17 protein-coding genes are annotated in these 22,991 nt (G+C 52.6%); 8 read left to right on the forward strand and 9 right to left on the reverse strand.

The window, feature by feature from the left end:
* Positions 1 to 169: 169 nt before the first annotated feature.
* On the forward strand, positions 170 to 1,489 hold the full coding sequence (locus BKD14_RS09610; RefSeq protein WP_022710359.1) for an MFS transporter: 1,320 nt from the start codon (positions 170 to 172) through the stop codon (positions 1,487 to 1,489).
* A gap of 213 nt (positions 1,490 to 1,702) precedes the next feature.
* Positions 1,703 to 2,635 carry a bile acid:sodium symporter family protein gene (locus BKD14_RS09615; RefSeq protein WP_075655482.1) on the forward strand — a complete coding sequence of 311 codons (933 nt, stop codon included), beginning with the start codon at positions 1,703 to 1,705 and terminating at the stop codon, positions 2,633 to 2,635.
* Between the two features lie 60 nt (positions 2,636 to 2,695).
* Here BKD14_RS09615 and BKD14_RS09620 read toward each other — a convergent pair whose 3' ends face one another.
* Positions 2,696 to 4,171 carry an MFS transporter gene (locus tag BKD14_RS09620; protein ID WP_075655484.1) on the reverse strand — a complete coding sequence of 492 codons (1,476 nt, stop codon included), beginning with the start codon at positions 4,169 to 4,171 and terminating at the stop codon, positions 2,696 to 2,698.
* Between the two features lie 126 nt (positions 4,172 to 4,297).
* On the opposite strand from BKD14_RS09620, the gene BKD14_RS09625 reads away from it, so the two are divergent.
* Entirely contained in the window at positions 4,298 to 4,873 is a 576-nt protein-coding gene (locus BKD14_RS09625; protein WP_083646959.1) for a TetR/AcrR family transcriptional regulator, read from the forward strand.
* Positions 4,874 to 4,879: 6 nt separating this feature from the next.
* Here the strand turns inward: BKD14_RS09625 and BKD14_RS09630 are convergent, their stop codons facing one another.
* The gene (locus tag BKD14_RS09630; protein ID WP_245293609.1) at positions 4,880 to 5,728 is read right to left on the reverse strand and encodes an ABC transporter substrate-binding protein; all 849 of its coding nucleotides are present in this window, start codon (positions 5,726 to 5,728) and stop codon (positions 4,880 to 4,882) included.
* A 198-nt stretch (positions 5,729 to 5,926) separates the two neighbouring features.
* Between BKD14_RS09630 and BKD14_RS09635 the strand changes: the two genes are divergently transcribed.
* Complete coding sequence (locus tag BKD14_RS09635) at positions 5,927 to 8,044, forward strand: TonB-dependent hemoglobin/transferrin/lactoferrin family receptor (RefSeq protein WP_075655499.1); 2,118 nt, start codon at positions 5,927 to 5,929, stop codon at positions 8,042 to 8,044.
* Positions 8,045 to 8,130: 86 nt separating this feature from the next.
* Entirely contained in the window at positions 8,131 to 9,216 is a 1,086-nt protein-coding gene (locus tag BKD14_RS09640; protein WP_075655501.1) for a siderophore-interacting protein, read from the forward strand.
* A gap of 4 nt (positions 9,217 to 9,220) precedes the next feature.
* On the opposite strand, the gene BKD14_RS09645 is transcribed toward BKD14_RS09640, so the two are convergent.
* The 5 genes from BKD14_RS09645 to BKD14_RS09665 form a co-directional block, all read right to left on the reverse strand.
* Positions 9,221 to 10,993: an SLC13 family permease gene (locus BKD14_RS09645; protein ID WP_075655503.1), complete on the reverse strand. Its 1,773-nt coding sequence runs from the start codon at positions 10,991 to 10,993 to the stop codon at positions 9,221 to 9,223.
* Between the two features lie 224 nt (positions 10,994 to 11,217).
* On the reverse strand, positions 11,218 to 11,811 hold the full coding sequence (locus BKD14_RS09650; protein ID WP_022710367.1) for an ABC-type transport auxiliary lipoprotein family protein: 594 nt from the start codon (positions 11,809 to 11,811) through the stop codon (positions 11,218 to 11,220).
* A complete protein-coding gene (locus BKD14_RS09655; RefSeq protein ID WP_075655505.1) occupies positions 11,811 to 12,806 on the reverse strand; it encodes an MlaD family protein in 996 nt (331 codons plus the stop codon). The genes BKD14_RS09650 and BKD14_RS09655 overlap by 1 nt, the downstream gene beginning before the upstream one ends.
* Positions 12,806 to 13,738 (reverse strand): ABC transporter ATP-binding protein, encoded by a 933-nt coding sequence (locus BKD14_RS09660; protein ID WP_116088104.1) that lies wholly within the window; start codon positions 13,736 to 13,738, stop codon positions 12,806 to 12,808. The genes BKD14_RS09655 and BKD14_RS09660 overlap by 1 nt, the downstream gene beginning before the upstream one ends.
* Positions 13,739 to 13,771: 33 nt before the next feature.
* Entirely contained in the window at positions 13,772 to 14,959 is a 1,188-nt protein-coding gene (locus BKD14_RS09665) for an ABC transporter permease (RefSeq protein ID WP_075655507.1), read from the reverse strand.
* 178 nt (positions 14,960 to 15,137) lie between these two features.
* On the opposite strand from BKD14_RS09665, the gene dgcA reads away from it, so the two are divergent.
* From dgcA to BKD14_RS09680, 3 genes are all read left to right on the forward strand, one after another.
* The gene (dgcA, locus tag BKD14_RS09670) at positions 15,138 to 16,130 is read left to right on the forward strand and encodes an N-acetyl-D-Glu racemase DgcA (protein ID WP_075655510.1); all 993 of its coding nucleotides are present in this window, start codon (positions 15,138 to 15,140) and stop codon (positions 16,128 to 16,130) included.
* 363 nt (positions 16,131 to 16,493) lie between these two features.
* A complete protein-coding gene (locus BKD14_RS09675) occupies positions 16,494 to 18,842 on the forward strand; it encodes an NADP-dependent malic enzyme (protein WP_083646965.1) in 2,349 nt (782 codons plus the stop codon).
* 228 nt (positions 18,843 to 19,070) lie between these two features.
* On the forward strand, positions 19,071 to 19,844 hold the full coding sequence (locus tag BKD14_RS09680; RefSeq protein WP_075655512.1) for a hypothetical protein: 774 nt from the start codon (positions 19,071 to 19,073) through the stop codon (positions 19,842 to 19,844).
* Here the strand turns inward: BKD14_RS09680 and gltX are convergent.
* Together gltX and BKD14_RS09690 are read right to left on the reverse strand one after the other, a co-directional pair.
* The gene (gene gltX, locus BKD14_RS09685; protein ID WP_075655513.1) at positions 19,807 to 21,180 is read right to left on the reverse strand and encodes a glutamate--tRNA ligase; all 1,374 of its coding nucleotides are present in this window, start codon (positions 21,178 to 21,180) and stop codon (positions 19,807 to 19,809) included. The two genes, BKD14_RS09680 and gltX, sit on opposite strands and share 38 nt — an antisense overlap.
* Before the next feature lie 23 nt (positions 21,181 to 21,203).
* The gene (locus BKD14_RS09690; RefSeq protein ID WP_075655515.1) at positions 21,204 to 22,886 is read right to left on the reverse strand and encodes an NAD+ synthase; all 1,683 of its coding nucleotides are present in this window, start codon (positions 22,884 to 22,886) and stop codon (positions 21,204 to 21,206) included.
* Positions 22,887 to 22,991: the final 105 nt, after the last annotated feature.

Consider the following 22,991-nt stretch of genomic DNA (forward strand, 5'->3'; position numbering starts at 1 on the left):
ATAAATACAAAAATATTGTTCCGTCGAAACACTATTTCGTTTTTCGCTATGGAGACATTCATTTTTTGTCAAATGCCGACACAAAGTTAAATTGTTACTGTCTCGTATTGCTGGTGGGAGATGAGAGATAAAAGACCACAGCCGGAATGTTTGGGGGAGAGCCAGTCCTATGACGGACGTTACACATAATCCAACTATACCATCGCATACAAAGCATAATTCCAACGCCAAAAAGGCTGTCGCTGCTGCCTCAATCGGTAATGCTCTGGAATGGTATGATTTTACAATCTACGCCTTGTTTGCGGTTTATATCGCCAAGAATTTCTTTCCTGGCGGCAATGACACTGTCGAACTGATCAAGTCGTTTCTGGCCTTTGGCCTCGGCTTTCTGATCCGTCCGCTCGGCGCGGTGGTACTTGGCGTTTATGCCGACAAAGCCGGTCGTAAAGCGGCGCTGTTTCTGACCATCATGATCATGGCAGCCGGTACGCTGCTGATTGCCATTGCACCAACCTATGCCGCTATCGGTATCGGCGCTCCGATGATTATTCTTGCAGGCCGTGTACTGCAAGGCTTCTCAGCCGGTGGTGAAGTCGGCAGTGCGGCGGCCTTTCTGGTGGAACATGCACCGGAAGGTCAGAAGGGCAAATATGCTGCATGGCTGCAGGCCAGTATGGCATTTTCCAATATTATCGGTGCCTTTGTGGCACTGGGCGTTACATCGCTGCTGACTGAAGATCAGATCGGTGACTGGGGCTGGCGTATTCCGTTCATCCTCGGCCTGCTGATTGCCCCTGTCGGTCTGTGGATGCGCCGTTCGCTTGATGAAACACCACACTTCAAAGCGAAATTTGACGAAAAACCGGAAGCCGCGCACAAAGAACATGCTCCGCTGAAAGAGATTTTCACCACCTATCGCGGTGCATTGCTCAAAGGTACGGCCTTCTCCGTGCTCTGGGCAGCCAGCGTCTATGTCATGGTAATCTATATGCCGGTCTATGTGCAGCGTGCTTTCGGTTTCACCGGTACGCAGGCATTTATCTCGGCGCTTATCAGTAATATTCTGATGGCTATTGCCTGTATCGCTGCCGGTGCTGTTTCCGACAAGATCGGCCGTCGTCTGACACTGGCGATCACCACAACCGTATTGTTGGTGGCTATCCATCCGCTGCTGTGGTGGCTGCATCACTCACCGACACTCGGCACCCTGATCACTGTTCAGAGCTGCTTCTGTGTTATGGTTGCCGGTGTGGTTGGCGTTGCACCTTCCGCCCTGTCTGAAGTCTTTCCGACCCATATCCGTTCAACCGGTATGTCGCTGGCCTATAACATCTCCACCACGATTTTCGGTGGCTTTGCTCCGGCAGCGCTGACATGGCTCGGCACCACTTCACTCGGCTACAGCGCCCCTGCATGGTATGTCAGTATCGCAGCTGTCATCGCATTGTTCGCGATTTTCCAAATGGGCGACAATAAAAAGACAGCCTGACGATACAGACTGACAAACAAATCTAACGCACCCGTCATGCACAGCTATGGCGGGTGTTTTTATTTACAGCTGCTCTGAAACTTTAGGCCTATATGCCTGCCGCACAGACTCATTTTATTACCCGTAATACACTTATTTTATTTCATTAATAACTTGCCATGCTGCCTCATAAAATTTAGAGCGGGGGTAGTTATTAAATAAGGACTATCTGTAATGAAAATGCTGGCAAGCTTTTCGGCTTTCGTAGGCAAGACTTTTGCGGTCTGGGTTCTGCTGTTTGCCGTACTGGGTTTTGTATTCCCTGAGACCTTTAAACAATTCGCTCCTCATATTGTTACCCTGCTCGGTATCATCATGTTCAGCATGGGGCTTACCCTCTCCCTTGATGACTTCCGTGAAGTCGTTCGCCGCCCGGCCGATGTGGGTATCGGCGTTGCCTCGCAGTTTCTGATTATGCCGCTGCTTGCCGTGCTGCTGACCAAGATCATTCCGATGTCACCGGAAGTCGCTGCCGGTGTTATTCTCGTCGGTTGCTGCCCGGGCGGTACATCCAGCAATGTCATGACCTATCTCGGCAAAGGCGATGTGGCGCTGTCCGTTGCCTGCACCAGTGTGACCACGCTGGCTGCCCCGCTGGTTACGCCATTCCTCGTCTGGTTCTTTGCCAGCCAGTTCCTGCCGGTTGATGCAATGGCAATGTTCATGAGCATTGTTAAAGTGATCCTCGTGCCGCTGGCACTTGGCGTACTGGCACAGAAACTCGTTCCGGAAATCGTTAAAACGGCTGTGCCTTGCCTTCCACTGGTGAGCGTGACCGGTATCGTGCTGATTGTTGCCGCCGTGGTTGCGATGAACAAAAATGCAATTGCCACCACCGGCCTGCTGATTTTCCTTGTTGTCGTATTGCACAATGGCATCGGCTATATGCTCGGCTTTACCGCTGCCAAACTTACCGGCATGTCTCTTGCCAAGCGCAAAGCCATTGCAGTTGAAGTCGGCATGCAGAACAGCGGTCTGGGCGCGGCACTTGCCGCTGCGCATTTCTCGCCGCTGGCCGCAGTGCCAAGCGCGATCTTCAGCGTATGGCACAATATTTCCGGTGCGCTGCTGGCGAATTATTTCGCCCGCATGAAAGATGATAAATAATCATCATCTCTGTTCAAAATAGTAAAACCGGCTCATTCGTCAGAATGAGTCGGTCTTTTTTTATGCTTTCCGGTTCATCCGGTAGATCAGCAATGCCGTTGCAAAAATCAGCAATGAGGCCGTTGCAATCACCCACATAAAGGCCTGATCGAAGGCCATAAAGCCAACCTCACGCAGATGCTGCGCCTGTTCCGCAGGCAGGGTTTCTGCCAGCAGCAAAGCTTCATCCAAACTGTCACGGATCGTTTCCGGAAAACCCGATCCTTCCGGCACGATCATGAATGCCGTATAGATCGCGGTCATCAGACTGCCGAAGATCGTAACGCCTGTGGCGCCGCCAAGCTCATAGGACACTTCCTCTACGGAAGCTGCCATACCGGCCTTTTCTTCAGGCGCATTGCCCATGATCGCAGTTGAAGCACCGGTCATTGCGGCACCGACACCAAAACCCATAATCATCAGGCCGATCAGCCAGATATGCGGTTGCATCTGGAAGCTCAGCAGATAAAGCGCTGTGCCAAGACCGGTAATCAGCATACCGCCCCAAAGCACCCGTGCCTCACCAATTTTTGGCAGTCCCCAGCCAACCAGCGGCCCCGCAACAAAGGCGGCCAGCGGAATTGGCAGAATGAGCAGACCGGCCTGCAGCGGCGAATAACCGGCAACAAGCTGCAAACGCTGGCTAAAAACCAGCTCCACACCGATCAGAGCTGCCGAAGAGACAGAAGCTGCCATCACGCCGGACGAGAATTTGCGGTTACCAAACAGCGAGAAATCAACCAGCATACCATTGGTTGCCCGCTGCCTGCGATAGAACACCACCAGCGAAATCAAACCGACAATCATAGAGACGGTAAAGAGCAACATGGAACTGTCGCGCTTGGCCAGCTCTTTCAGGGCAAAAGTCACACCGACAAGACCGATCATCACCTGAACGGAACCGATCAGATCCCATTGACGGTTTTTATTACCGGGACGGGTCTCCAGCACGGTCAAAGCCAGAACCAGCGCAATCAGCACCACCGGCACATTGATAAGGAAGACAGAACCCCACCAGAAATATTCCAGCAAAACACCACCGACAACAGGACCGAAGGCTGCACCGCCGGAGGCCACCGCCGCCCAGATACCGATTGCGAAAGAGCGTTCGTTCTCATCCTCGAAAGTCAGGCGAATGATCGAGAGTGTTGCCGGCATCATCATTGCAGCACCAACGGCAAGCAGCACGCGGGCAGCAATCAGCATTTCCGCATTTGGTGCATAGGCTGCTGCGAGTGACGCAATACCAAAAACCACAAGCCCCGCTGTGAACATGCGTTTATGCCCGAGACGGTCGCCAAGACTGCCGACACCCGGCAACAGGCCTGCAACGACCAGCGGGTAAGCATTAATAATCCAGAGTTTCTCTGATGCGCTGGCCGCAAGATCATGGGTAAGCCGCGGCAATGCTGTGTAAAGCACAGTCATATCAATCACGATCAGGAATAATGCACTTGAGACGATGGCCAGTACCAGCCAGCGATTATGCAATGTCATTGATAATATCCACTTCTTCTGTGCTGAAGTTTCAGCACTTTTATAACCTGCCCCGCAGAACGACAAAATGTGTTGTTTTACGGAAAAAGCTTGAAACCTGATGGTCGTTAATTTAAATCCATACGTATGGAAAGTAAAAAACTCAAAAAAATTGGCCGTCCGCGCACCATTGACCGCAATCATTTGCTGGATCTGGCCGAAAAGATCGTTGTGGAGCATGGCGCACCGGCTTTGACCATTGATGCGCTGGCCAAGGCTGCCGGTATCACCAAGGGCGGCGTGCAATATTGTTTCGGCAATAAAGACGGACTGGTCGATGCTATGCTGACACGCTGGGGCATTGATTTCGACAAACAAGTGACCGCCATGCAGAATGGCAGAACCGATGCCCTCTCCCATATAGCGGCGCATATTCGTGTGACAAGGGACAGTGACCCGCTTGGTGATTCACGTCTTGCAGCCATGCTTGCCAGTCTTGAACCCAGTTCAGAACAGCTGGATAAAACACGGCAATGGTATCGCAAACAACTGGACGGGCTGGATGTCTCCACTCAGCAAGGACGCAATACCCGCCTTGCATTCATCGCCAATGAAGGTGCTTTTCTGCTGCGCAGTTTCCAGCTTTTTGATCTGAATGAAGAAGAATGGCAGCAGATTTTCCACGACATTGAAAAGCTGCTGCCCAAAGATGTTGATGATTAATCCGTATTACTGTCCATAGAGTGCATCAGCAAGGATACGCACAGCTTCTGCCGTACGCGGGCCGAAACCAAGCATATAGGGCCCGTCAAGTACGATCAGTGCCTTGTTTCGGGCTGCGGGTGTATTTTGCAGTGCTTTGTCCGAGAACACATCCTCTGCTTTAGGCCCGCCTGCCCCGTCGGACAGCATCAGCACCACTTCCGGCTCCGCTTCCAGCAACCATTCTGCTGACACGGCTTTATAGCCTTTATAGACCGCAAGCGGATTAAAGCCCCCTGCATGGCGGATAAAGGCATCTGCCGCCGTATCACTGCCCGCACCGCTCAGCTTCGCCAGCCCGTGGAAGAACACCACTTTCTTTCCCCGTCCTTCCGAGACTTTGCGCACATGCGCCATAGCCGCATCAAAATCTGCCGTAACCGATTTTGTCAGCACTTCCCCCTGCGGCTCCAGCTGCAGACGCTCGGCAATCAGGCTGATTTTTGTAACCAGCCCCTCACGGCTGTTAATTGCCGGAATATACAGCACAGGCACACCGGACTGATTGAGCACATCCACCACTTCCGGCGGGCCGATATCTTCCGACGCGATAATCAGATCTGGATGCAGAGCCAGCACACCTTCGGCGGACAGGCTGCGGCGGTAACCGACATTGGTCTTACTGGCTGTATCCGCCGGATATTTGCTGCTGCGATCAAGGGCGATGATTTTTTCATCCGCGCCGAGTGCATAGACGATTTCGGTCACATCAGGCCCGAGCGTGATAATGCGTTGCGCCGTGCCTTGTTGCTGCGCGGCACGGGCAGAACTCACATTCAGCCAGAACACCACAACGATCAGAGCGATTGTGAGCAAAAATATCGCCTTCATTGCGTAATAATCGGGATGATTTTTCGCTTTAGTGAACAATTGTCTGACTTGCATAATTAAAGTTGACTCTATTTATCATGATTTATATAGCCTCTAATTAATATGAGTTAATGAGTCAACTTAATGCATGCCAATAGCCGGAAATCCCTCCCGCTGTGAACCGGCAGCATCATCGGGGGCAATATGAAAATCTCTCAGAAATCCGCGTTTCGTCTGCTGGGTACAACCGTGCTCAGTACAATCGGGCTGTTCGCATTCAGCGCAACACCTCTTCTTGCCCAGACTAAGCCGGTTAAAACCCAGCAACAAACAGACGAGCAAAAAAACACTGACAAAGCGAAGTCACAGGTGCTGGAACTTGATACCATCACCATCTCGCCGCTCAGCAATGATCAGGCGGTGATTGATGCGATTGCTTCCACCAGCCTGATCTCACGTCAGCAGATCGACCGCATACAGCCGGTGACGTCTGCCGATATTTTCCGCTTCACACCGGGTGTTCATGCCTCACTGAACGGTGATGATCCGGCAACCTCGATTAATATTCGCGGTCTTCAGCAATATGGCCGTGTTGCAGTAACGCTGGATGGCGCGAGGCAGGATTACTGGCGTGTCGGCCACGGTTCCGGCTCGTTCTATATTGAACCGGAACTGCTCAAGCAGGTGACCGTTATCCGCGGGCCTGTTTCCAACATCTATGGTTCCGGTGCCATTGGCGGCGTGGTTGCTTTTGAAACCAAGGATGCGCGCGATTTTCTCTATGACGGTGAAACATGGGCTTTGAGCGAGAAGCTGCGCTATGAAAGCAATGGAAAAGGCTTCCTCACCAGCACAACCGGCGCTTACCGCTTTAATGAGAATGTCGATGTCATCGGTAATCTCAATTACCGTGACAGTGATGAATATAAGAATGGTGACGGCGATTATGTGCGCTGGACGGGTGAGAAGGCCATCAGCGGCATGGGTAAAGTTACCCTGCGCCCTGCAGAAGGCCATGAGCTGAAATTCGGCATCTCCCGCCAGAAATATGAAGATATCATCACCGGCAGCAGCGGCTCTGCCTCTCCAACCCTGTCGCGCTATAATGCTGATACGATCGTCAGCACCTATACCGGCAGCTACACCTACAGACCGGATGACAATCCGTTCTGGGATCTCTCCGTCAACGCCTATCACAGCGCGACGGATAATGACCAGTCTCAGGTCTGGCAGCTGAAAGACTATGGAAAAACCCGTTATTATGATGTTTCGACATCCGGTTTCCGCGCCCATAACAGCTCGCGTTTTGAAACCGGGAGCCTGAAACACACCGTAACCTACGGCATGGATTACTATAAATTGCGCGGACGCTCCGATACCGACAATTTCGGTAATGGCGAGCAGCAGGCCTATGGCGGCTTTGTGCAATGGCAGGGCGAATATCAGAAATGGCTCGAAGTGATCGGTGCTGTCCGTTATGACGGTTATAAGCTCGATGGCACCAGCAAAGCCTCTCCGGGCAATCCGTCTCAGGATGTCAGCCTCGACGGCAACCGCATCTCGCCGCGCCTGAGTGTTGGTATTACACCGGTTGAGGGCATTCAGTTCTACGGGCTTTATGCGCAGGGTTATCGCGTTCCGCATATGCAGGATGTGTTCCGCCAGAACGGTTCTCACGGTTCCGGCTATGAGCCGAATCTGTTCCTGAAACCGGAAGTCGCCACTACCTATGAGGCGGGCATCAATCTGCGGCAGGATAATCTTATTGAAGCCGGAGATCAGCTGCGCACCAAACTCAACATCTTCCACACCGACGTGAAAGATTACATCAACACCGTTAAAATCGACAAGTACACGACCTCAGAGAATGTCGGCACCGCCCGTCTGCGTGGCGTAGAACTGGAAGGCACCTATGACACATGGTGGGGCTATGTGAACCTTGCAGCCTCCTATACCGATGCAGAAATGAAAGACGGTATCTATAAGGGCGAATCCCTGAGCAACACGCCGCTGCATAATTTCAGCGCCGCGCTGGGTCTTAAAGCTCTGGATGACCGTCTGGTTTACGGCATTGAATATCAGAGCCTTGGCAAAGTGACCCGTGCGATCAGCAATGGCGTGACCGTCTATCCGCGCACCGATCTGGTGAATGTGTTTGCCAACTGGCAGGTTACCGACAATTTGAAGCTCGACTTCGGCGTCGATAATATCTTCAACAAAGCCTATACCGACGCGCAAACCGGCTGGGCAACAACCACAGATATAGAACAAGGCAAAGGCCGCACTTTCAAAGTGGCCATTACCGGACGTTTCGGCGGTTAAAACGCCAATCCTCTCCAGTCTGGCAGGCGGCATTTTATGCTGCCTGTCTTTTTTGCGTTCATCCTGTTTCCAAAATCGAGAACACCGTGTCAGAGCATTCATCATCACTGCACAGCTATGCCAATATCCGCCTCGTCAACGGGGCAAGCTACCTGCCGCCGATTATCGACCGCCTCAACTCCTATGAAGCGCATTATGATGCGCAAGAAGAACTGCACGCATTTTATTACCCTTTCGGGCAGATCGAACTGAAATCGCAACCTGAAGGTTATCAGGTTTCATTACGCGCCGGTGAAACTGTGGGGCTGAGCCGCCTGAAAGATCTGGCTGCCGTTGCCATCAAACTCTATACCAAAGAAGAAGCACCGGACATTCTCTGGGAGGGCGATCATGCCGGTGAGCAAGCACTGCCGCAATTCCGGTTGATGAATGTTGTCTCTGCCCGTTATTTCACACCGCATATGCTGCGTATCCGATTCAGCGGTGAAGACCTCAAGCGATTTTCGCTGTTCGGCGCCATGCATGTGCGGCTGTTATTGCCGACCCAAGATGTGCCGCAGCCTGTCTGGCCGATCATGGGACCGAACGGCCTGCCCTTCTGGCCGGATGAAGCAAAGCGACCGGCAGCACGCGCTTACACCATCCGCAACCTCAATATTGAAGAAGGCTGGATGGAGATTGATTTCTATATTCATGAAACCGAAGGGCTGGCCAGCCAATGGGCTAAAAATACCCGCGCAGGTGATATTGCCGGCCTGATGGGGCCTGTCGGCCGTCCGCTGCGGCAGGCAAAACAATATCTGATCGGCACTGATATGACCGGCCTGCCCGCTGTCGGGCGGATGCTGGAAGAATTCGCACCCGATGTTACCGGCCATGTGCTGATTGCCGTTGATGCGCAATCTGATATTCAGCCGCTCACACATCCTGAAGGTGTGACAATCGAATGGATTGTGAATGCTGATCAGGATGCCGCAGCAACAGTGCTGACAGACAGACTCCGCGCCTTGCCATGGCCGGACGGAAGTGACAGTTTCGGCTGGTTTGCCGGTGAAGCTGACTGTGCCAAAATCATGCGCGATTACTGGCGCAAACAGCTTGGTAAATCCCGTGACCAGACACTGGTCGCCGGTTACTGGCAGAAAGATTCAACCGGTTTCATGGCCGGCTGATATATTACTGCAACGGCCACCAGAACATCAGCACCGGTACGGCCACGCAAATAATGATGAAAGACAAAGGCAGGCCAAGGCGCGGATAATCACTGAAACGATATCCGCCCGGCCCCATCACCAGTGTATTGCACTGGTGGCCGATCGGCGAAAGAAAGTCACAACCGGCACCAATCGCCACAGCCATCAGAAATGCTTCGGGTTTAAAACCGAGGCCGGAAGCAAAACTGGTGGCAATCGGCGCCATTACCAGCACTGTCGCCGCATTATTGAGAAACGGTGTGACCGCCATTGCTGTAATCAAAATCAGCGCCAGCGCACCGGCAGGCGGCATTTGATGTGCGAATATTGTCAGCCATTGCGCAATCACATCCGTTGCACCGGTTGTGCGCAAAGCATCGCTGACGGGAATAAGTGCAGCCAGCATCACGAGAATCGGCCCGTCAACGGATGAATAAACCTCACTGACCGGAATAACCCGAAAGACCACCATGGCCACTGCCGCCGCAAAGAAGGCGATTGAGACAGGCACAACGCCCAAGGCAGTTATTCCGATAGCAACCAGCAGGATCGACAGCGGGATCAGCCCGCGCCGGACACTGCCGAGCAGAATGGTACGCCGCGCCAGCGGCAGGCAACCCAGTTCGCGCAGCAATGGCGGCAAAATTCCTTGTCGCCCCTGCAATACCACCACATCGCCCTGATGCAGAATAACCTCACGCAGACGCTCGCTGATACGCTCACCCTGACGGCTCACCGCCAGCAGATTAACATCATAATTCTCATAGAGATTAAGTCCGCGTGCCGATGTGCCGATCAGTGCGGAATCCTTGCCGATCACCGCCTCAATAGCCTCAATCTCGGCAGAACCGGAATTCTCGGAAGGTATGCGGTCTTCCGTCAGTTTGAGCTTGCCATTGCTGACAATCGCATCCAGCGCTTTCGGATCACCTTCCAGCAGAATAACATCGCCTTCAGCAATCACCGTATCCGGCAACGGTGCAACGCGTTTTGTATCGCGCAAAATGGATGTCACCATCGCATTGCCTTCGGCCGGTTTCACCAGATCAGTGATTTTTTTACCGATAACCGTCGCGCCTTTCGGCACCCGTGCTTCCGAGACATAATTGCGGATTTCAATAGCCTCATCCACACTGACATTTTCGCGCTTACGCTGCGGAACCAGCCAATAGAACAGTGCCAGATAGATAATCCCCACGTCTGCCAGCGTTGCACCGACCGGCGTGAAATCAAACATGGTGAAACTCTCGCCCACCATTTCAGCGCGTACACGCGAGACCACAATATTGGGCGATGTGCCGACCTGAGTCATCAATCCGCCAAGCAGCGCGCCAAAGGCCATCGGCATCAGGAAAACCGACGGGGAGACATTGGAGCGGCGCGCAAATTGCAGTGCAACCGGAATCATAATGGCCAGAGCGCCGACATTTTTCACGAAAGCCGAGAGAACCGTCACCACGCCGACCAGCAACAGCATTTGCAACCGCACCGCATTGAGATGCGGTACAAAACGCTGCACCGCCGCCTCCATCAGGCCGGAGCGAGCCACACCGGCACTGACAATCAGCGCACTGCCGACAATGATAACAATATCATCCGCAAAACCGGTGAAAGCTTTGTCATAGGGAACCAGACCGAGACTGACAGAAATCAGCAGAAAGCACAGAGCTACCACATCATAGCGAAACCGATCCCAGATAAAGACAGCCATCATCAAAGCGATAACCATGAGTGCCAATATCTGATGCAAGGTCATACGGCCTGCTCTCCCTGTCTTTTCCCTCCCTCTGTCATGAGTAAAGGGAATCGCATCTGCATATTTCAGCTTTTATACAGCAGACAGAATATTTTTCTTTTATTGATTTGGGGAGAGAAAAAAGACGGCATAAATGCCGCCTTTTAAAAAATTAAATATCTCAATGTTTTCAGAACACAAGACAGAAATACTTATCTGCCGCATGAAGATTTATCTGATTTTTATCAGATAACAGAAACCACCCATGCAACGATCTGTCTGGTCACATCACTGAAACCTGCATCCAATGCGCGGATATAGGCTTTGTTACCAGCGCCGCTGACCGGTGCGGATGATGTGAAGACTCGTGTGGCACGCACTTCACCTGTCTTGTCATTCAGCACACGAACGGCCAGTTCTATCTTGGCTGTCTGCGGTGAGGAGGATGCATTGATACCGAAATCACGCAACTCCGCCTGCACCTGATAATTGATCGCGAGGCCGTCACCCGGACGTCCGACACCACCGACAGCATTGCTGTTTTCAAATGCCTGCACCAGACGCGCCTGCACCAGATTGGTCAGACGGTCGCCCCACTGTGCTCCTTTAAGATAGGTGATAGAGCCCGGTGCATCGTGAATAACAATATTCTCACTGTCCAAAGCTTTGAGTGCTGCCGGTGTCGGCACCAATATCTGCACATTCTTACGCTTCTGCGATACCTGCACCTGCGGCGATGAGCTGAGGCTGAATGTATCGAGCGGTGTTGTCGTACAACCGGCCAGCAAAACTGCGGCACCGAGAACTGTCAGTTTATAGTTCAGAATATGCTTCAGCATCAGTGACGTTTCCTTCCGTCATATTGCGGCACAGTGCCTGAACCACCAAAAATAATACGCTGCGGATCCCGCTCAAGATCGGTAATCGCCTGTTCAATACGCTGCAGCGAACGGCGGCTGTCCACGACAACCGACTGCACATCGCTTAAGCCCTTGCCCGAAAAGCGCGCCAGATTATCCGCAACCGGAGCCAGACGCTTATCCAGATTGTCCGAAGTTTTCTGAATGGAGGCGAGTGTCGCCTTCGCCTGTGCCACAACACCTTCACGGTCTTCCGGCGACAACAGCTTGTCCACTTTGGCCATGATGCCGTCCACGCGCTTGGATGCCTCATTCAGGCGCTGCATCATTTCACGCGCTTCCTGAATCGTCTTCTGAACATCCGCAGCATTATCGCCGATCGCACTGATAACATCGGCATTTTTGGCCAGCGCATCAGTAAAGGTCTTGGCATTATTGACAGTATCTGTCAGCGGACCACGGGCATCATTGACAAAGCCCTCCAGCCCGCCAAGCACACGCTCGGTACGACCGAAAATATCCTTCGCGGTCGCCATAAGATCGGTAAAGATTGACGGATCAGCATTGATACGCGCCACATAGCCGCCCTTCTCCGCCTCTTCCATCAGATTAGGCTCCATCAGGCTGCCGCCCTTAAGCTCAACAAAAGCGATACCTGTCAAACCCTGAGAAGAAAGCTCGGCCTTGGTGGAACGGGTAATCGGCGTGGTGCGGTTCACTTCAGACTGCACAATCACCATATTCGGATTGAGCGGATCGAGGAACATCTGGCGCACATCGCCAACCTTAATCCCGTTAAACAGCACCTGACTGCCCTTGGACAGACCGGTCACAGAACCGGGAATACGAATTTCCAGCGGCAGCGTATCATTGCCGTCACCGAAACGCGCAGCCCAATAAACGAAACCAAATGCGGCAAGTGTCACAGCAAGTGTGAAAATACCGACCAGAACATAATTGGCTTTTGTTTCCATTACTGATTCAATTCCGTATCTGGTCCCGCATCAAGATTTGTATTCTGGTTTTCAGTCCCGCTCAAATCCGTTCCTTTTTTCTCAACCGGTATTGCTGAGCTTTTGCGCCGGCGGTTTGCTGCATTCATATCAATCTGCCGTGCTCTCTTACCGTTGAAATAGGTCTGTACCCAAGGATCGTCAAATTTCAGCAATTCTTCAACTGTGCCGTCTACCAGCACTTTCTTTTGCCCTAATACAGCAATTCGGTCGCAAATTGCAAAAAGACTATCAAGATCATGGGTTACCATATAGACGGTCAGCCCCATCGTATCGCGCAAATTGGCAATCAGATCATCGAAATCCGCTGCACCGATCGGATCAAGCCCCGAGGTCGGCTCGTCGAGAAACACCACTTCGGGATCCAGCGCCAATGCGCGTGCCAGTGCAGCGCGCTTAATCATCCCGCCGGAAAGTTCAGACGGATATTTCTCCGCCGTATCCGGTTTCAGCCCCACCAGATCAATTTTGAGCCGTGCCAGCTCATTCATCAGCTTTGGCGACAGGTCGAGATATTCGCGCATCGGCACCTGAATATTTTCCAGTACCGTCAGCGAGGAAAATAGCGCACCTTGCTGAAAAAGCACGCCCATACGCATATCAATCGCCATTTTCTGGCGCTCATTGACCTTATCAACATCCTGTCCGAAAATATCGATCAGGCCGGATTTCTTCTGGTTCAGCCCCAAAATAGTGCGCATCAGCACCGACTTACCCGAGCCTGACGGGCCGATAAAACCAAGAACCTCGCCGCGGCGAATATCCAGATCCAGCTTGTCCAAAATCACATTACGGCCAAAAGCAACCGTAACATCACGCACGGAGATCACGGCTTCCTGCGCCGCTCCTGCATCTGTGCCCTGTGATGGCTGCCGGTTGTCTTTGCTTGTCATATTCATCCGTATGTTTATCGTAATGCTTTATTTTTAGAACTCGATGGCTGCGTAGAAAATCGCAAACAAGCCGTCCACGACAATCACCACAAAAATCGATTTCACCACCGATGAGGTAACTCGACGACCCAGTGATTCTGCACTGCCTTTTACCTTCATACCCTCAACCGAAGCCATGATACCGATAATCATCGCCATGAACGGCGCTTTAATCAGACCTGCAAGATAGGTTGAAGTCACAATCGCGTCACGCAACCGGCTCATAAAAGCTTCCGGCGGAATGCCCGAATAGGCCCATGCAACAAAACCGGCACCGGCCAAAGCGGCCAGATCGGCAATGATTGTCAGCATTGGCAGAACAATCACCAGCGCCACCAGTCGCGGAAACACCAGCACACCAACGGGATTGAGACCAATAACCGTCAGCGCATCGGTTTCCTCGCGCATTTTCATCGAGCCGATTTCCGCCGTGATCGCGCTGCCGGATCGCCCTGCAATCATAATCGCAGTGAGCAACACCCCGATTTCACGCAGCACGAGAATACCGACCAGATCGACCACGAAAATTTCCGCACCGAAATAGCGCAACTGAAAGGCGCCCTGCTGGGCGATAATCGCACCGATAATCGTCGACATCAGCAAGACAACAGGAATCGCGCCGACGCCCATTCGGTCAATCTGATTGACGATAGCTGCATAGCTGATGCCGTTGCCGCGACCGGACTTCATCTGCGAACCGCGGATCGTCGCGCCAAGAATATGCATCGACATCAAAAAATCATCGCGTGCCGCATACATGAAGCGGCCGAGCTTATCGAGCAGAGCAATTGCAAAAAACGGACGGCGGTGTTTTTCAGGCAGCTGATAGCGCTCAACGGCAGCGCCGACCTCTTCCAGCAACGGTGTCCAGCTCGGGCGGATATTATCAATATGCACACTGATCTGCTGTTTGCTCAGCGCAACGCGCAGACGCTCAATCAGCCATGCTCCGGCCGTATCGAGACCGGATATGTCACCCATATCCACTTTCACAACCGGTGCCTGCATTTTATCTGCAAGACCGCTTTCCAGCTTGCGCATCTGATTATCAACGCGGGCGACAGTCAGCGACGTCCAGCGGCCGGATAAAGAGATAATAGTCGCGCCATCATCCGCCACCACATTAATTTCGGGTGCGGATGCAGGGCTGCTACTTGTTTTACCCGTTTTATCGGTCAACATGCGTCTTCCAAAACCTGAGTCTGTTTGGAAATAACCGGATCAGATATGCGCCGGATTACTTCCATCCCTTCTGCAAATATCCAAGTCTATCAGCTTTCTGATAATCCCGAACGCCTGCACCAATATGATTTATCTGCACTATACCAGGCGTAAATTTCTATAATTACGGACAGTACCAATGCAATATAATCTAAACCTGCTTATTGAGCGCTACCCGATTGCAGGGAAATTTACAATCTCGCGCGGCTCCAAAACCGAAGCAGTGGTCGTAGTGTGTGAATTGAGTGACGGTATTCACAGCGGTCACGGCGAATGTGTGCCTTATGCCCGTTACGGCGAAAGCATCGAATCAGTCAGCGAACAAATTCATGCGATTGAACCTTTACTAAAACAAGGCGGATCGGCAGAAAGCCTGCGTCTGAAATTGCAATCCTTTATGCCTGCCGGTGCCGCACGCAATGCCGTCGACTGCGCCTTGTGGGATTTGCAGGCAAAACAATCCGGCACGACAGTTGCTACTTTGCTCAATATTGCACCGCGTCCGCTGATTACTGCGATCACCGTCTCCATTGATACGCCGGAAGCTATGGCCGCAGCCACCGCCAAGCTCGCGCATCATCCGCTGATTAAAGTGAAAATCGGCGGTGAGAATGATGCTGCGCGTATTCGTGCCGTGCGGGAAGCCGCACCAAAAGCACAAATCATTCTGGATGCCAATGAAGGCTGGAATGCGGATAATTTTGCTGAAAATATCGGTGTGGCCGCAGAATGCGGGATTGCACTGATCGAACAGCCGCTGCCTTCATCCGATGACAGCTATCTGTTACAGGCCAGCCGCCCTGTGCCGGTCTGCGCTGATGAAAGCGCCCATACATCTGAAGGTCTGGAAAAGCTGAAAGACCGCTATGATGCGGTGAATATCAAGCTGGATAAGACCGGCGGCCTGACTGAAGCGCTGGTCATGCGTGACAAAGCCCGTTCTCTTGGCCTGCAAGTGATGGTCGGCTGCATGGTTGGTTCGTCTCTCGCCATGGCACCTGCCCTGATGGTGGCGCAGGATTCGGATTTCGTCGACCTCGACGGACCGCTCCTGCTGGCGCGTGATCGTGAACCGGCATTGCATTATGACGGGACAACAGTCTCCCCGCCTCTGCCCGAATTGTGGGGTTAACCGGATTTCGGTTAAGCGCGATTTCACTCTGACTGAGACATAATCGCGCTCCCCTTTCGGCTACAGGCCGCAAAAGCGTATTTTTTGATTTTTACAGTGCCGAATGAGCAGTCTGTGATTTGTAACTTGCCCGAATATCCCATATACGACCTTATTCCTACAAAATGGCACGCTTGTCCGAAGCGCCTCCCTTTGAGACAAATGCGCCAGAGTGTTTTTGGTTAATGTAGTTTGGGCAGATCATTGCGGAAAAGAAATAAGTCCGGCGGACTGATTTCTCCGCACAAGCGGAACCCGCTTTTGCTTAACTGCTTAGCTGTCACGGGGATGACTACCCCAATCGTCTGACTGGACAAGAATTATATGACAAAAAAATCATCCAACGACACGAATAACACCGGCACCGCACAGGTATCCGGCACAGACAGAAAATTCTCGGATTTTGAAGAAGCGGCACTGTTTTACCACCGCTCGCCAAAGCCGGGTAAGCTGGAAATCCAGCCAACAAAAACACTCGGCAACCAGCGCGATCTGGCTCTGGCCTATTCCCCGGGTGTTGCAGCTCCTTGTCTTGCTATTCAGGATGATCCGGCACTGGCTGCCGATTATACTGCCCGCGCCAATCTGGTTGCGGTTATTTCCAACGGTACAGCCGTTCTCGGTCTCGGCAATATCGGCCCGCTGGCTTCCAAGCCGGTGATGGAAGGTAAGGCCGTATTGTTCAAGAAATTTGCCGATATTGATGTTTTCGACATTGAAATCGACTCGCTCAAAGTCGAGCGTATGGTTGATGTGATTTCCGCGCTGGAACCAACCTTCGGCGGCATCAATCTGGAAGATATCAAAGCGCCGGAATGTTTCGAGGTTGAAGAACAGCTCCGCGCTAAAATGAACATTCCGGTTTTCCACGACGATCAGCACGGCACAGCGATTATCGTAGCCGCAGCCGTTATGAATGGTCTGGAACTGGCCGGCAAAGATATCACCAAAGCCAAAATTGCGGTTTCCGGCGCCGGTGCGGCAGCGCTTGCCTGCCTTAACCTGCTGGTCAGCCTTGGTGCACAGCACAAGAATATCTGGGTCAGCGATCTGGAAGGCGTTGTCTATAAAGGCCGTAACGAGCTGATGGACCGCTGGAAAGAGGTCTATGCTCAGGATACCGATGCCCGCACATTGAATGACATTATCGCGGATGCGGATGTGTTCCTCGGTGTGTCTGCCGCAGGTGTATTGAAGCCGGAAATGGTTGCCAAAATGGCGCCTACCCCGCTGATTATGGCTCTGGCCAATCCGAAGCCGGAAATCATGCCGGAAGAAGCCCGTGCCGTGCGTGAAGATGCAATCATCTGCACCGGCCGTTCGGACTATCCGAACCAGGTGAACAATGTTCTCTGCTTCCCTTATATTTTCCGCGGTGCGCTGGATGTCGGCGCAACAGCCATCAATGAAGAAATGAAAATGGCTGCGGTGAAAGCAATTGCTGCTCTCGCCCGCGAAGAAGTATCCGATGTGGCAGCCCGTGCCTATTCCGGCGACACACCGGTATTTGGTGCCAATTATCTGATCCCGTCGCCGTTTGATCCGCGTCTGATCCTGCGTATTGCTCCGGCTGTGGCAGAAGCTGCCATGGAAACCGGTGTGGCAACCCGCCCGATCACCGATATGGAAGCCTATATCGACCGTCTCAACCGCTTCGTGTTCCGCTCCGGCCTGATTATGAAGCCCGTCTTTGCCGCTGCACGCCGCTCCGCAGACAAGAAACGCGTTATCTATGCCAATGGTGAAGAAGAACGCGTATTGCGTGCTGCTCAGGTGGTGCTGGAAGAAGGCATTGCGCAGCCGATCCTGATCGGCCGTCCGAATGTGATCGAAACCCGCCTACAGCGCTATGCGCTGAAAATCAAACCGGGCGTTGATTTTGAAATCATCAATCCGGAAGATGATCCGCGTTACCGTGACTATGTTGATCTGATGCATAAGCTGACCGGCCGTCAGGGTATGACACCGGAAGCCGCCCGTTCCATCGTGCGCACCAATCCGACGGTAATTGCTGCTCTGGCCATGATGCGCAATGAAGCCGATGCGATGATCTGCGGTCTTGAAGGCCGTTTTGAACGTCACCTGACGCTGGTCAAACAGATTCTCGGTGTTCAGACCGGCCTGCATGATCTTTCCACGCTCAGCCTGCTGATCTCCTCACGCGGTACCCTGTTCTTTACAGATACCTATGTGACCATTGATCCGAGCGCTGAAGAAATCGCGGAAATGACCATTCTGGCGGCAAAAGAAATCCGTCGTTTCGGTATCGAGCCCAAGGCAGCCTTGCTGTCGCATTCCAACTTTGGTTCGCGCGATTCAAAAAGTGCAGCCAAAATGCGTCAGGCCTGCGCAATTCTGCAAGAACGCGCACCGGAGCTGGAAGTGGATGGTGAAATGCATGGTGACGCGGCTCTGTCGCAGTTCCAGCGTGACCGCGTATTCCCGAATTCCCGCCTAAAAGGCGAAGCCAATCTGCTGGTCTTCCCTAATCTGGATGCCGCGAATATCACCATGAATGTGCTGAAGACTGTGACCGATGCCCTGCATGTCGGCCCGATCCTGCTTGGTGCAGCCCGTCCTGCGCATATTCTCACACCGTCGGTTACATCGCGCGGTATTGTCAATATGACAGCACTGGCCGTTGTTGAGGCTTCACAGCGTACAACAGCCTGATTTCAGAGCGTATCCCGACTAGAAATGCTCTAATCTAAAATAATTAAACGCCGCATCGTTTCAAAAAATGATGCGGCGTTTTTTGTTGATGTAAAAATCTCAATCTGACGCATCAATAAAGTGCTGAAAATTACAATTATTATTATAAATCAATAATTTACACGTCATTTACCATCAATATTCATACTCTTCTCATTAACAGTTCAGATTATTTGAGCGGAGTATTTCATGTCTTCATCAATCCATTTCAAAATAGCAGCTTTCCAATTTTCATCATTTAAAGCCGTGTTGGTTGCAGCCACACTTATATTTGCAAGCGCCCCGGCAATTTCACAGAACCTATCCGATGGCCGTATATGCCGTGTCTATGAGCAGGATTTGCGCAATCTTGATTATCATACCAGCCTGAATGCGCGGCAGGCCAAACGCTATCAACAGCTGAGCCAGATGCAGCGGCAGGCCAATAGCGATGCCAGGCGCTATTCCTGTAATCCGGGAGCATTCAGCAATGGTTCTGCTTCAGAAGAATGCCGCTATATACGTACCTCCCAACATCGCATCGAAAGCGCCTTGCAGCAGATTTCCCGTGCAGCGGCAACACCACAGCAGAGACATCTGCGACAGGCAATTTACACAGATATGCGCCGCTATAATTGCCGCAACCCGCAAGAGCTTGAACGGCTGATGAAAGAAAACCGCGCTGTCACCACAACACGCAAGCGCATTAAACAGACTTATAAAAAGCCGAAAACTGTCAGGCAGGCGGCATTGCAGCAGCCAGCCGTCTTCGTACCTGCAGAAAACATAACCAGCACCACGGATCTGATACCGGTTAAGGCAACCGCCAGTGTCGGCAAATCACCCTTCTCCATTCCGGCAGCACCCGCGATGAAACATACAAAAGCGGCGGAGAAATCCCCGCCGCTTATTCAGGAAGCCGTTGATTATGTGCCTGATCCGGCGATCAGGCGCGTCGGGCCAGCGTATTTTCCCGCCCAATAAGCGGCAAGAGATCAGCCAGTTCAGGGCCAGAAGCAACACCGGTCAGCGCCAGACGCAAAGGCATGAACAATGTTTTGCCTTTGCGGCCGGTTGCAGCCTTCACAGCCTCTGTCCAGACTTTCCAGACATCACTGCCCCAAGGCGCTTCAGGCAACAGATCGAAAGCCTGCGCGATGAAATCCTTGTCTTCATCGGCCACTGCATCACTGAAAGGCGCTGTGCGGTTGACCACTTCCCACCACTGCGCAGCATCCTGCACATGGTCAATATTACCACGCACAGTTGCCCAGAAGGCTTCAGCTTTGTCGCCGGAAATACCCAAGGCTGCCAGACGCGGTGCAACATCGGCAAATTCCAGATGATGGATCAAAGCGCGGTTGAGACCGGTCAGATCAGCCGGATCGAATTTGGCATTGGATTTTGATGCATGGGACGGCTCATAGCGTGCCGCCAGCTCTTCCATAGTTGCAATCGGCTCAACATTATCCGATGTACCGGTCAGCACCGCCAGAGAAGCAACCGCCATAGGCTCCACACCGGCTTCGCGCAGACTACCAACCGACAAAGCACCGGAGCGCTTGGACAGGCCTTCACCGCTTGTTGTAGTCAGCAGATTATGATGACCGAAGACCGGCACCACATCGCTCAGCGCGCGAAAAATTGCAATCTGTGCGCCGGTATTGGTCACGTGGTCGTCGCCACGGATAATATGGGTAATGCCCATATCAATATCATCCACCACCGATGGCAGCGTATAGAGATAGGTACCGTCTTCGCGCACCAGCACCGGATCAGACATGGAAGCCAGATCAACAGTCTGCGGGCCGCGCACCAGATCATCCCAATGCACTTCTGTACGCTCGGTTTCAAACGGCGTTGCTTTGAAATTTGGCAGCAGAAAACGCCAATGCGGCTTACGGCCTTCAGCTTCAAAAGCCGCCTTCTGTTCATCCGTCAGTTTCAGCGCATCGCGGCCATAGACCGGTGGCAAACGGCGGGTCAGGCGCAATTTACGGCGCAGTTCCAGCTCTTCTGCTGTTTCATAACAGGCATAGAGCAAACCGGCTGCTTTCAGCTTTTCAACAGCAGCATCATAAACGGCAAAACGCTTGGACTGATACTCGACGCGGGATGGTTTGATGCCCAACCAGTCAATATCACGGGCAATCGCTTCCGCATATTCTGATCGAGAGCGTTCCACATCCGTATCATCATAACGCAGGATGAATTGCCCCTTATTTTTGAGCGCAAACAGCCAGTTATAAAGCGCCGGACGGGCATTGCCGATATGGATATAGCCGGTCGGCGACGGTGCAAAACGAACGATTACAGTCATAATTTTCTTCTTTTGATCTTGTATTAGTGCCGGTCGCGGAAGCGGTTGGTTATCGGATAACGACGGTCGCGGCCAAAATTCTTGGTGGTAATCTTCACACCCGGAGCCGATTGCCGGCGCTTATATTCAGCGATGTAAAGCAGATGCTCTACACGTTCGACCACAGCGCGATCATAACCCTCGGCAACAATCTCATCCACGCTGCGTTCATGCTCGACCAGCGCCTCCAAGACCGCATCCAGAACCGGATATGGCGGCAGGGAGTCCTGATCTGTCTGATTATCGCGCAGTTCCGCACTCGGTGCCTTGTCGATGATATTTTGTGGTACGACTATACCTTCCGGCCCCATTGCACCTTCCGGCAGATGATGGTTGCGCCAGTCGGCCAGCGCATAGACCTGCATCTTGTAGAGGTCTTTGATCGGATTGAAGCCACCATTCATATCGCCGTAAAGCGTGGCATAGCCGACAGCCATTTCCGACTTATTGCCGGTGGTCACAACCATCGAGCCGAATTTGTTGGAGATCGCCATCAGAATAACGCCACGGGCGCGGCTCTGCAGATTTTCTTCCGTGACGCCGCTCTCAGTACCGGCAAACAGTGGTTGCAGCACATTGAGAAAGCCCTCAACAGGTTCTGCAATCGGCACAATATCATAACGGCAGCCAAGTGCTTCAGCGCAGTCTTTCGCGTCTTTGAGCGACATTTCGGACGTATAGCGATAAGGCAGCATCACTGTATGCACGCGGTCTTTACCCAGAGCATCAACAGCCAGCGCCGCGCAAATTGCTGAGTCCAGCCCGCCGGACAGACCAAGCACGACGCTTTTGAAACCGTTCTTGTTCACATAATCACGCAGGCCATGCATACAGGCGAGATAATCCGCTTCCTCACCTTCCGGCACCCAGTTGCGGTCACCGTCAGCACAAGACCAGCCATCCTCACCGCGTGTCCAGTCACTCATGGACACCAGCTCTTCAAACTGCGGCAGTTGCACAGCCAGATGATGATTGGCATTGATAACAAATGAACCGCCATCGAACAGCAACTCATCCTGCCCGCCGGTCTGGTTGGCATAGACCAATGGCAGGCCGGTTTCGACAACCTGACGCACAGCAATCTGATGGCGCACTTCCATTTTGGAGCGGTGATATGGCGAGCCATTCGGCACCAGCAGAATTTCCGCGCCGCTCTCTGCCAGCGTTTCACACACGCCGAGTTCGCCCCAGATATCTTCGCAAACCGGAATACCTAAACGCACACCACGGAAATTGACCGGGCCCGGCATAGCGCCAGCCTGAAAATTGCGCTGCTCGTCGAACTCACCGTAATTCGGCAGGTCAACTTTGAAACGCTCGGCAATGACCTTACCGCCATCCAGCACCATCACCGCATTATGCAGACCGGTATCACGCTGCAAAGGCGTGCCGATAATCACACCCGGTCCGCCGTCAGCAGTTTCCAGCGCAAAGGCCTGCACTGTCTTTTCACAGGCCTTGACAAAAGCAGGCTTGGAAACCAGATCTTCCGGCGGATAGCCGCAGATGAACAATTCAGTAAACAGGATCAGATCAGCCTTGGCATCAGCCGCAGTTTTGCGGGCTGCACGCGCCTTGGCAAGATTGCCCTGAAGATCGCCCATAACCGGATTCAGCTGGGCGATTGCGATACGTAATTTATCGGGAGATGTGGTCTGTGTGCTCATAGCACAAGCATTACCGCGACTGCCTTTTTCTTGCAATGAGAAACGGGTGCAGATCAGTGAATACAGGCACGGTTATTCAATTTACAATATCATAAATAAGGCAAT

It is taken from the genome of Pseudochrobactrum sp. B5, assembly GCF_001939785.1.
Lineage (GTDB): Bacteria > Pseudomonadota > Alphaproteobacteria > Rhizobiales > Rhizobiaceae > Pseudochrobactrum > Pseudochrobactrum saccharolyticum.

Excerpts from the sequence above, each read along its gene's own strand:
- BKD14_RS09610 (WP_022710359.1), top strand. The coding sequence starts at position 170 with ATGACGGACGTTACACATAATCCAACTATACCATCGCATACAAAGCAT.
- BKD14_RS09615 (WP_075655482.1), top strand. The coding sequence starts at position 1,703 with ATGAAAATGCTGGCAAGCTTTTCGGCTTTCGTAGGCAAGACTTTTGCG.
- BKD14_RS09620 (WP_075655484.1), bottom strand. The coding sequence starts at position 4,171 with ATGACATTGCATAATCGCTGGCTGGTACTGGCCATCGTCTCAAGTGCA.
- BKD14_RS09625 (WP_083646959.1), top strand. The coding sequence starts at position 4,298 with ATGGAAAGTAAAAAACTCAAAAAAATTGGCCGTCCGCGCACCATTGAC.
- BKD14_RS09635 (WP_075655499.1), top strand. The coding sequence starts at position 5,927 with ATGAAAATCTCTCAGAAATCCGCGTTTCGTCTGCTGGGTACAACCGTG.
- BKD14_RS09645 (WP_075655503.1), bottom strand. The coding sequence starts at position 10,993 with ATGACCTTGCATCAGATATTGGCACTCATGGTTATCGCTTTGATGATG.
- BKD14_RS09650 (WP_022710367.1), bottom strand. The coding sequence starts at position 11,811 with ATGCTGAAGCATATTCTGAACTATAAACTGACAGTTCTCGGTGCCGCA.
- BKD14_RS09655 (WP_075655505.1), bottom strand. The coding sequence starts at position 12,806 with ATGGAAACAAAAGCCAATTATGTTCTGGTCGGTATTTTCACACTTGCT.
- BKD14_RS09660 (WP_116088104.1), bottom strand. The coding sequence starts at position 13,738 with ATGACAAGCAAAGACAACCGGCAGCCATCACAGGGCACAGATGCAGGA.
- BKD14_RS09665 (WP_075655507.1), bottom strand. The coding sequence starts at position 14,959 with ATGTTGACCGATAAAACGGGTAAAACAAGTAGCAGCCCTGCATCCGCA.
- dgcA (WP_075655510.1), top strand. The coding sequence starts at position 15,138 with ATGCAATATAATCTAAACCTGCTTATTGAGCGCTACCCGATTGCAGGG.
- BKD14_RS09675 (WP_083646965.1), top strand. The coding sequence starts at position 16,494 with ATGACAAAAAAATCATCCAACGACACGAATAACACCGGCACCGCACAG.
- BKD14_RS09680 (WP_075655512.1), top strand. The coding sequence starts at position 19,071 with ATGTCTTCATCAATCCATTTCAAAATAGCAGCTTTCCAATTTTCATCA.
- gltX (WP_075655513.1), bottom strand. The coding sequence starts at position 21,180 with ATGACTGTAATCGTTCGTTTTGCACCGTCGCCGACCGGCTATATCCAT.
- BKD14_RS09690 (WP_075655515.1), bottom strand. The coding sequence starts at position 22,886 with ATGAGCACACAGACCACATCTCCCGATAAATTACGTATCGCAATCGCC.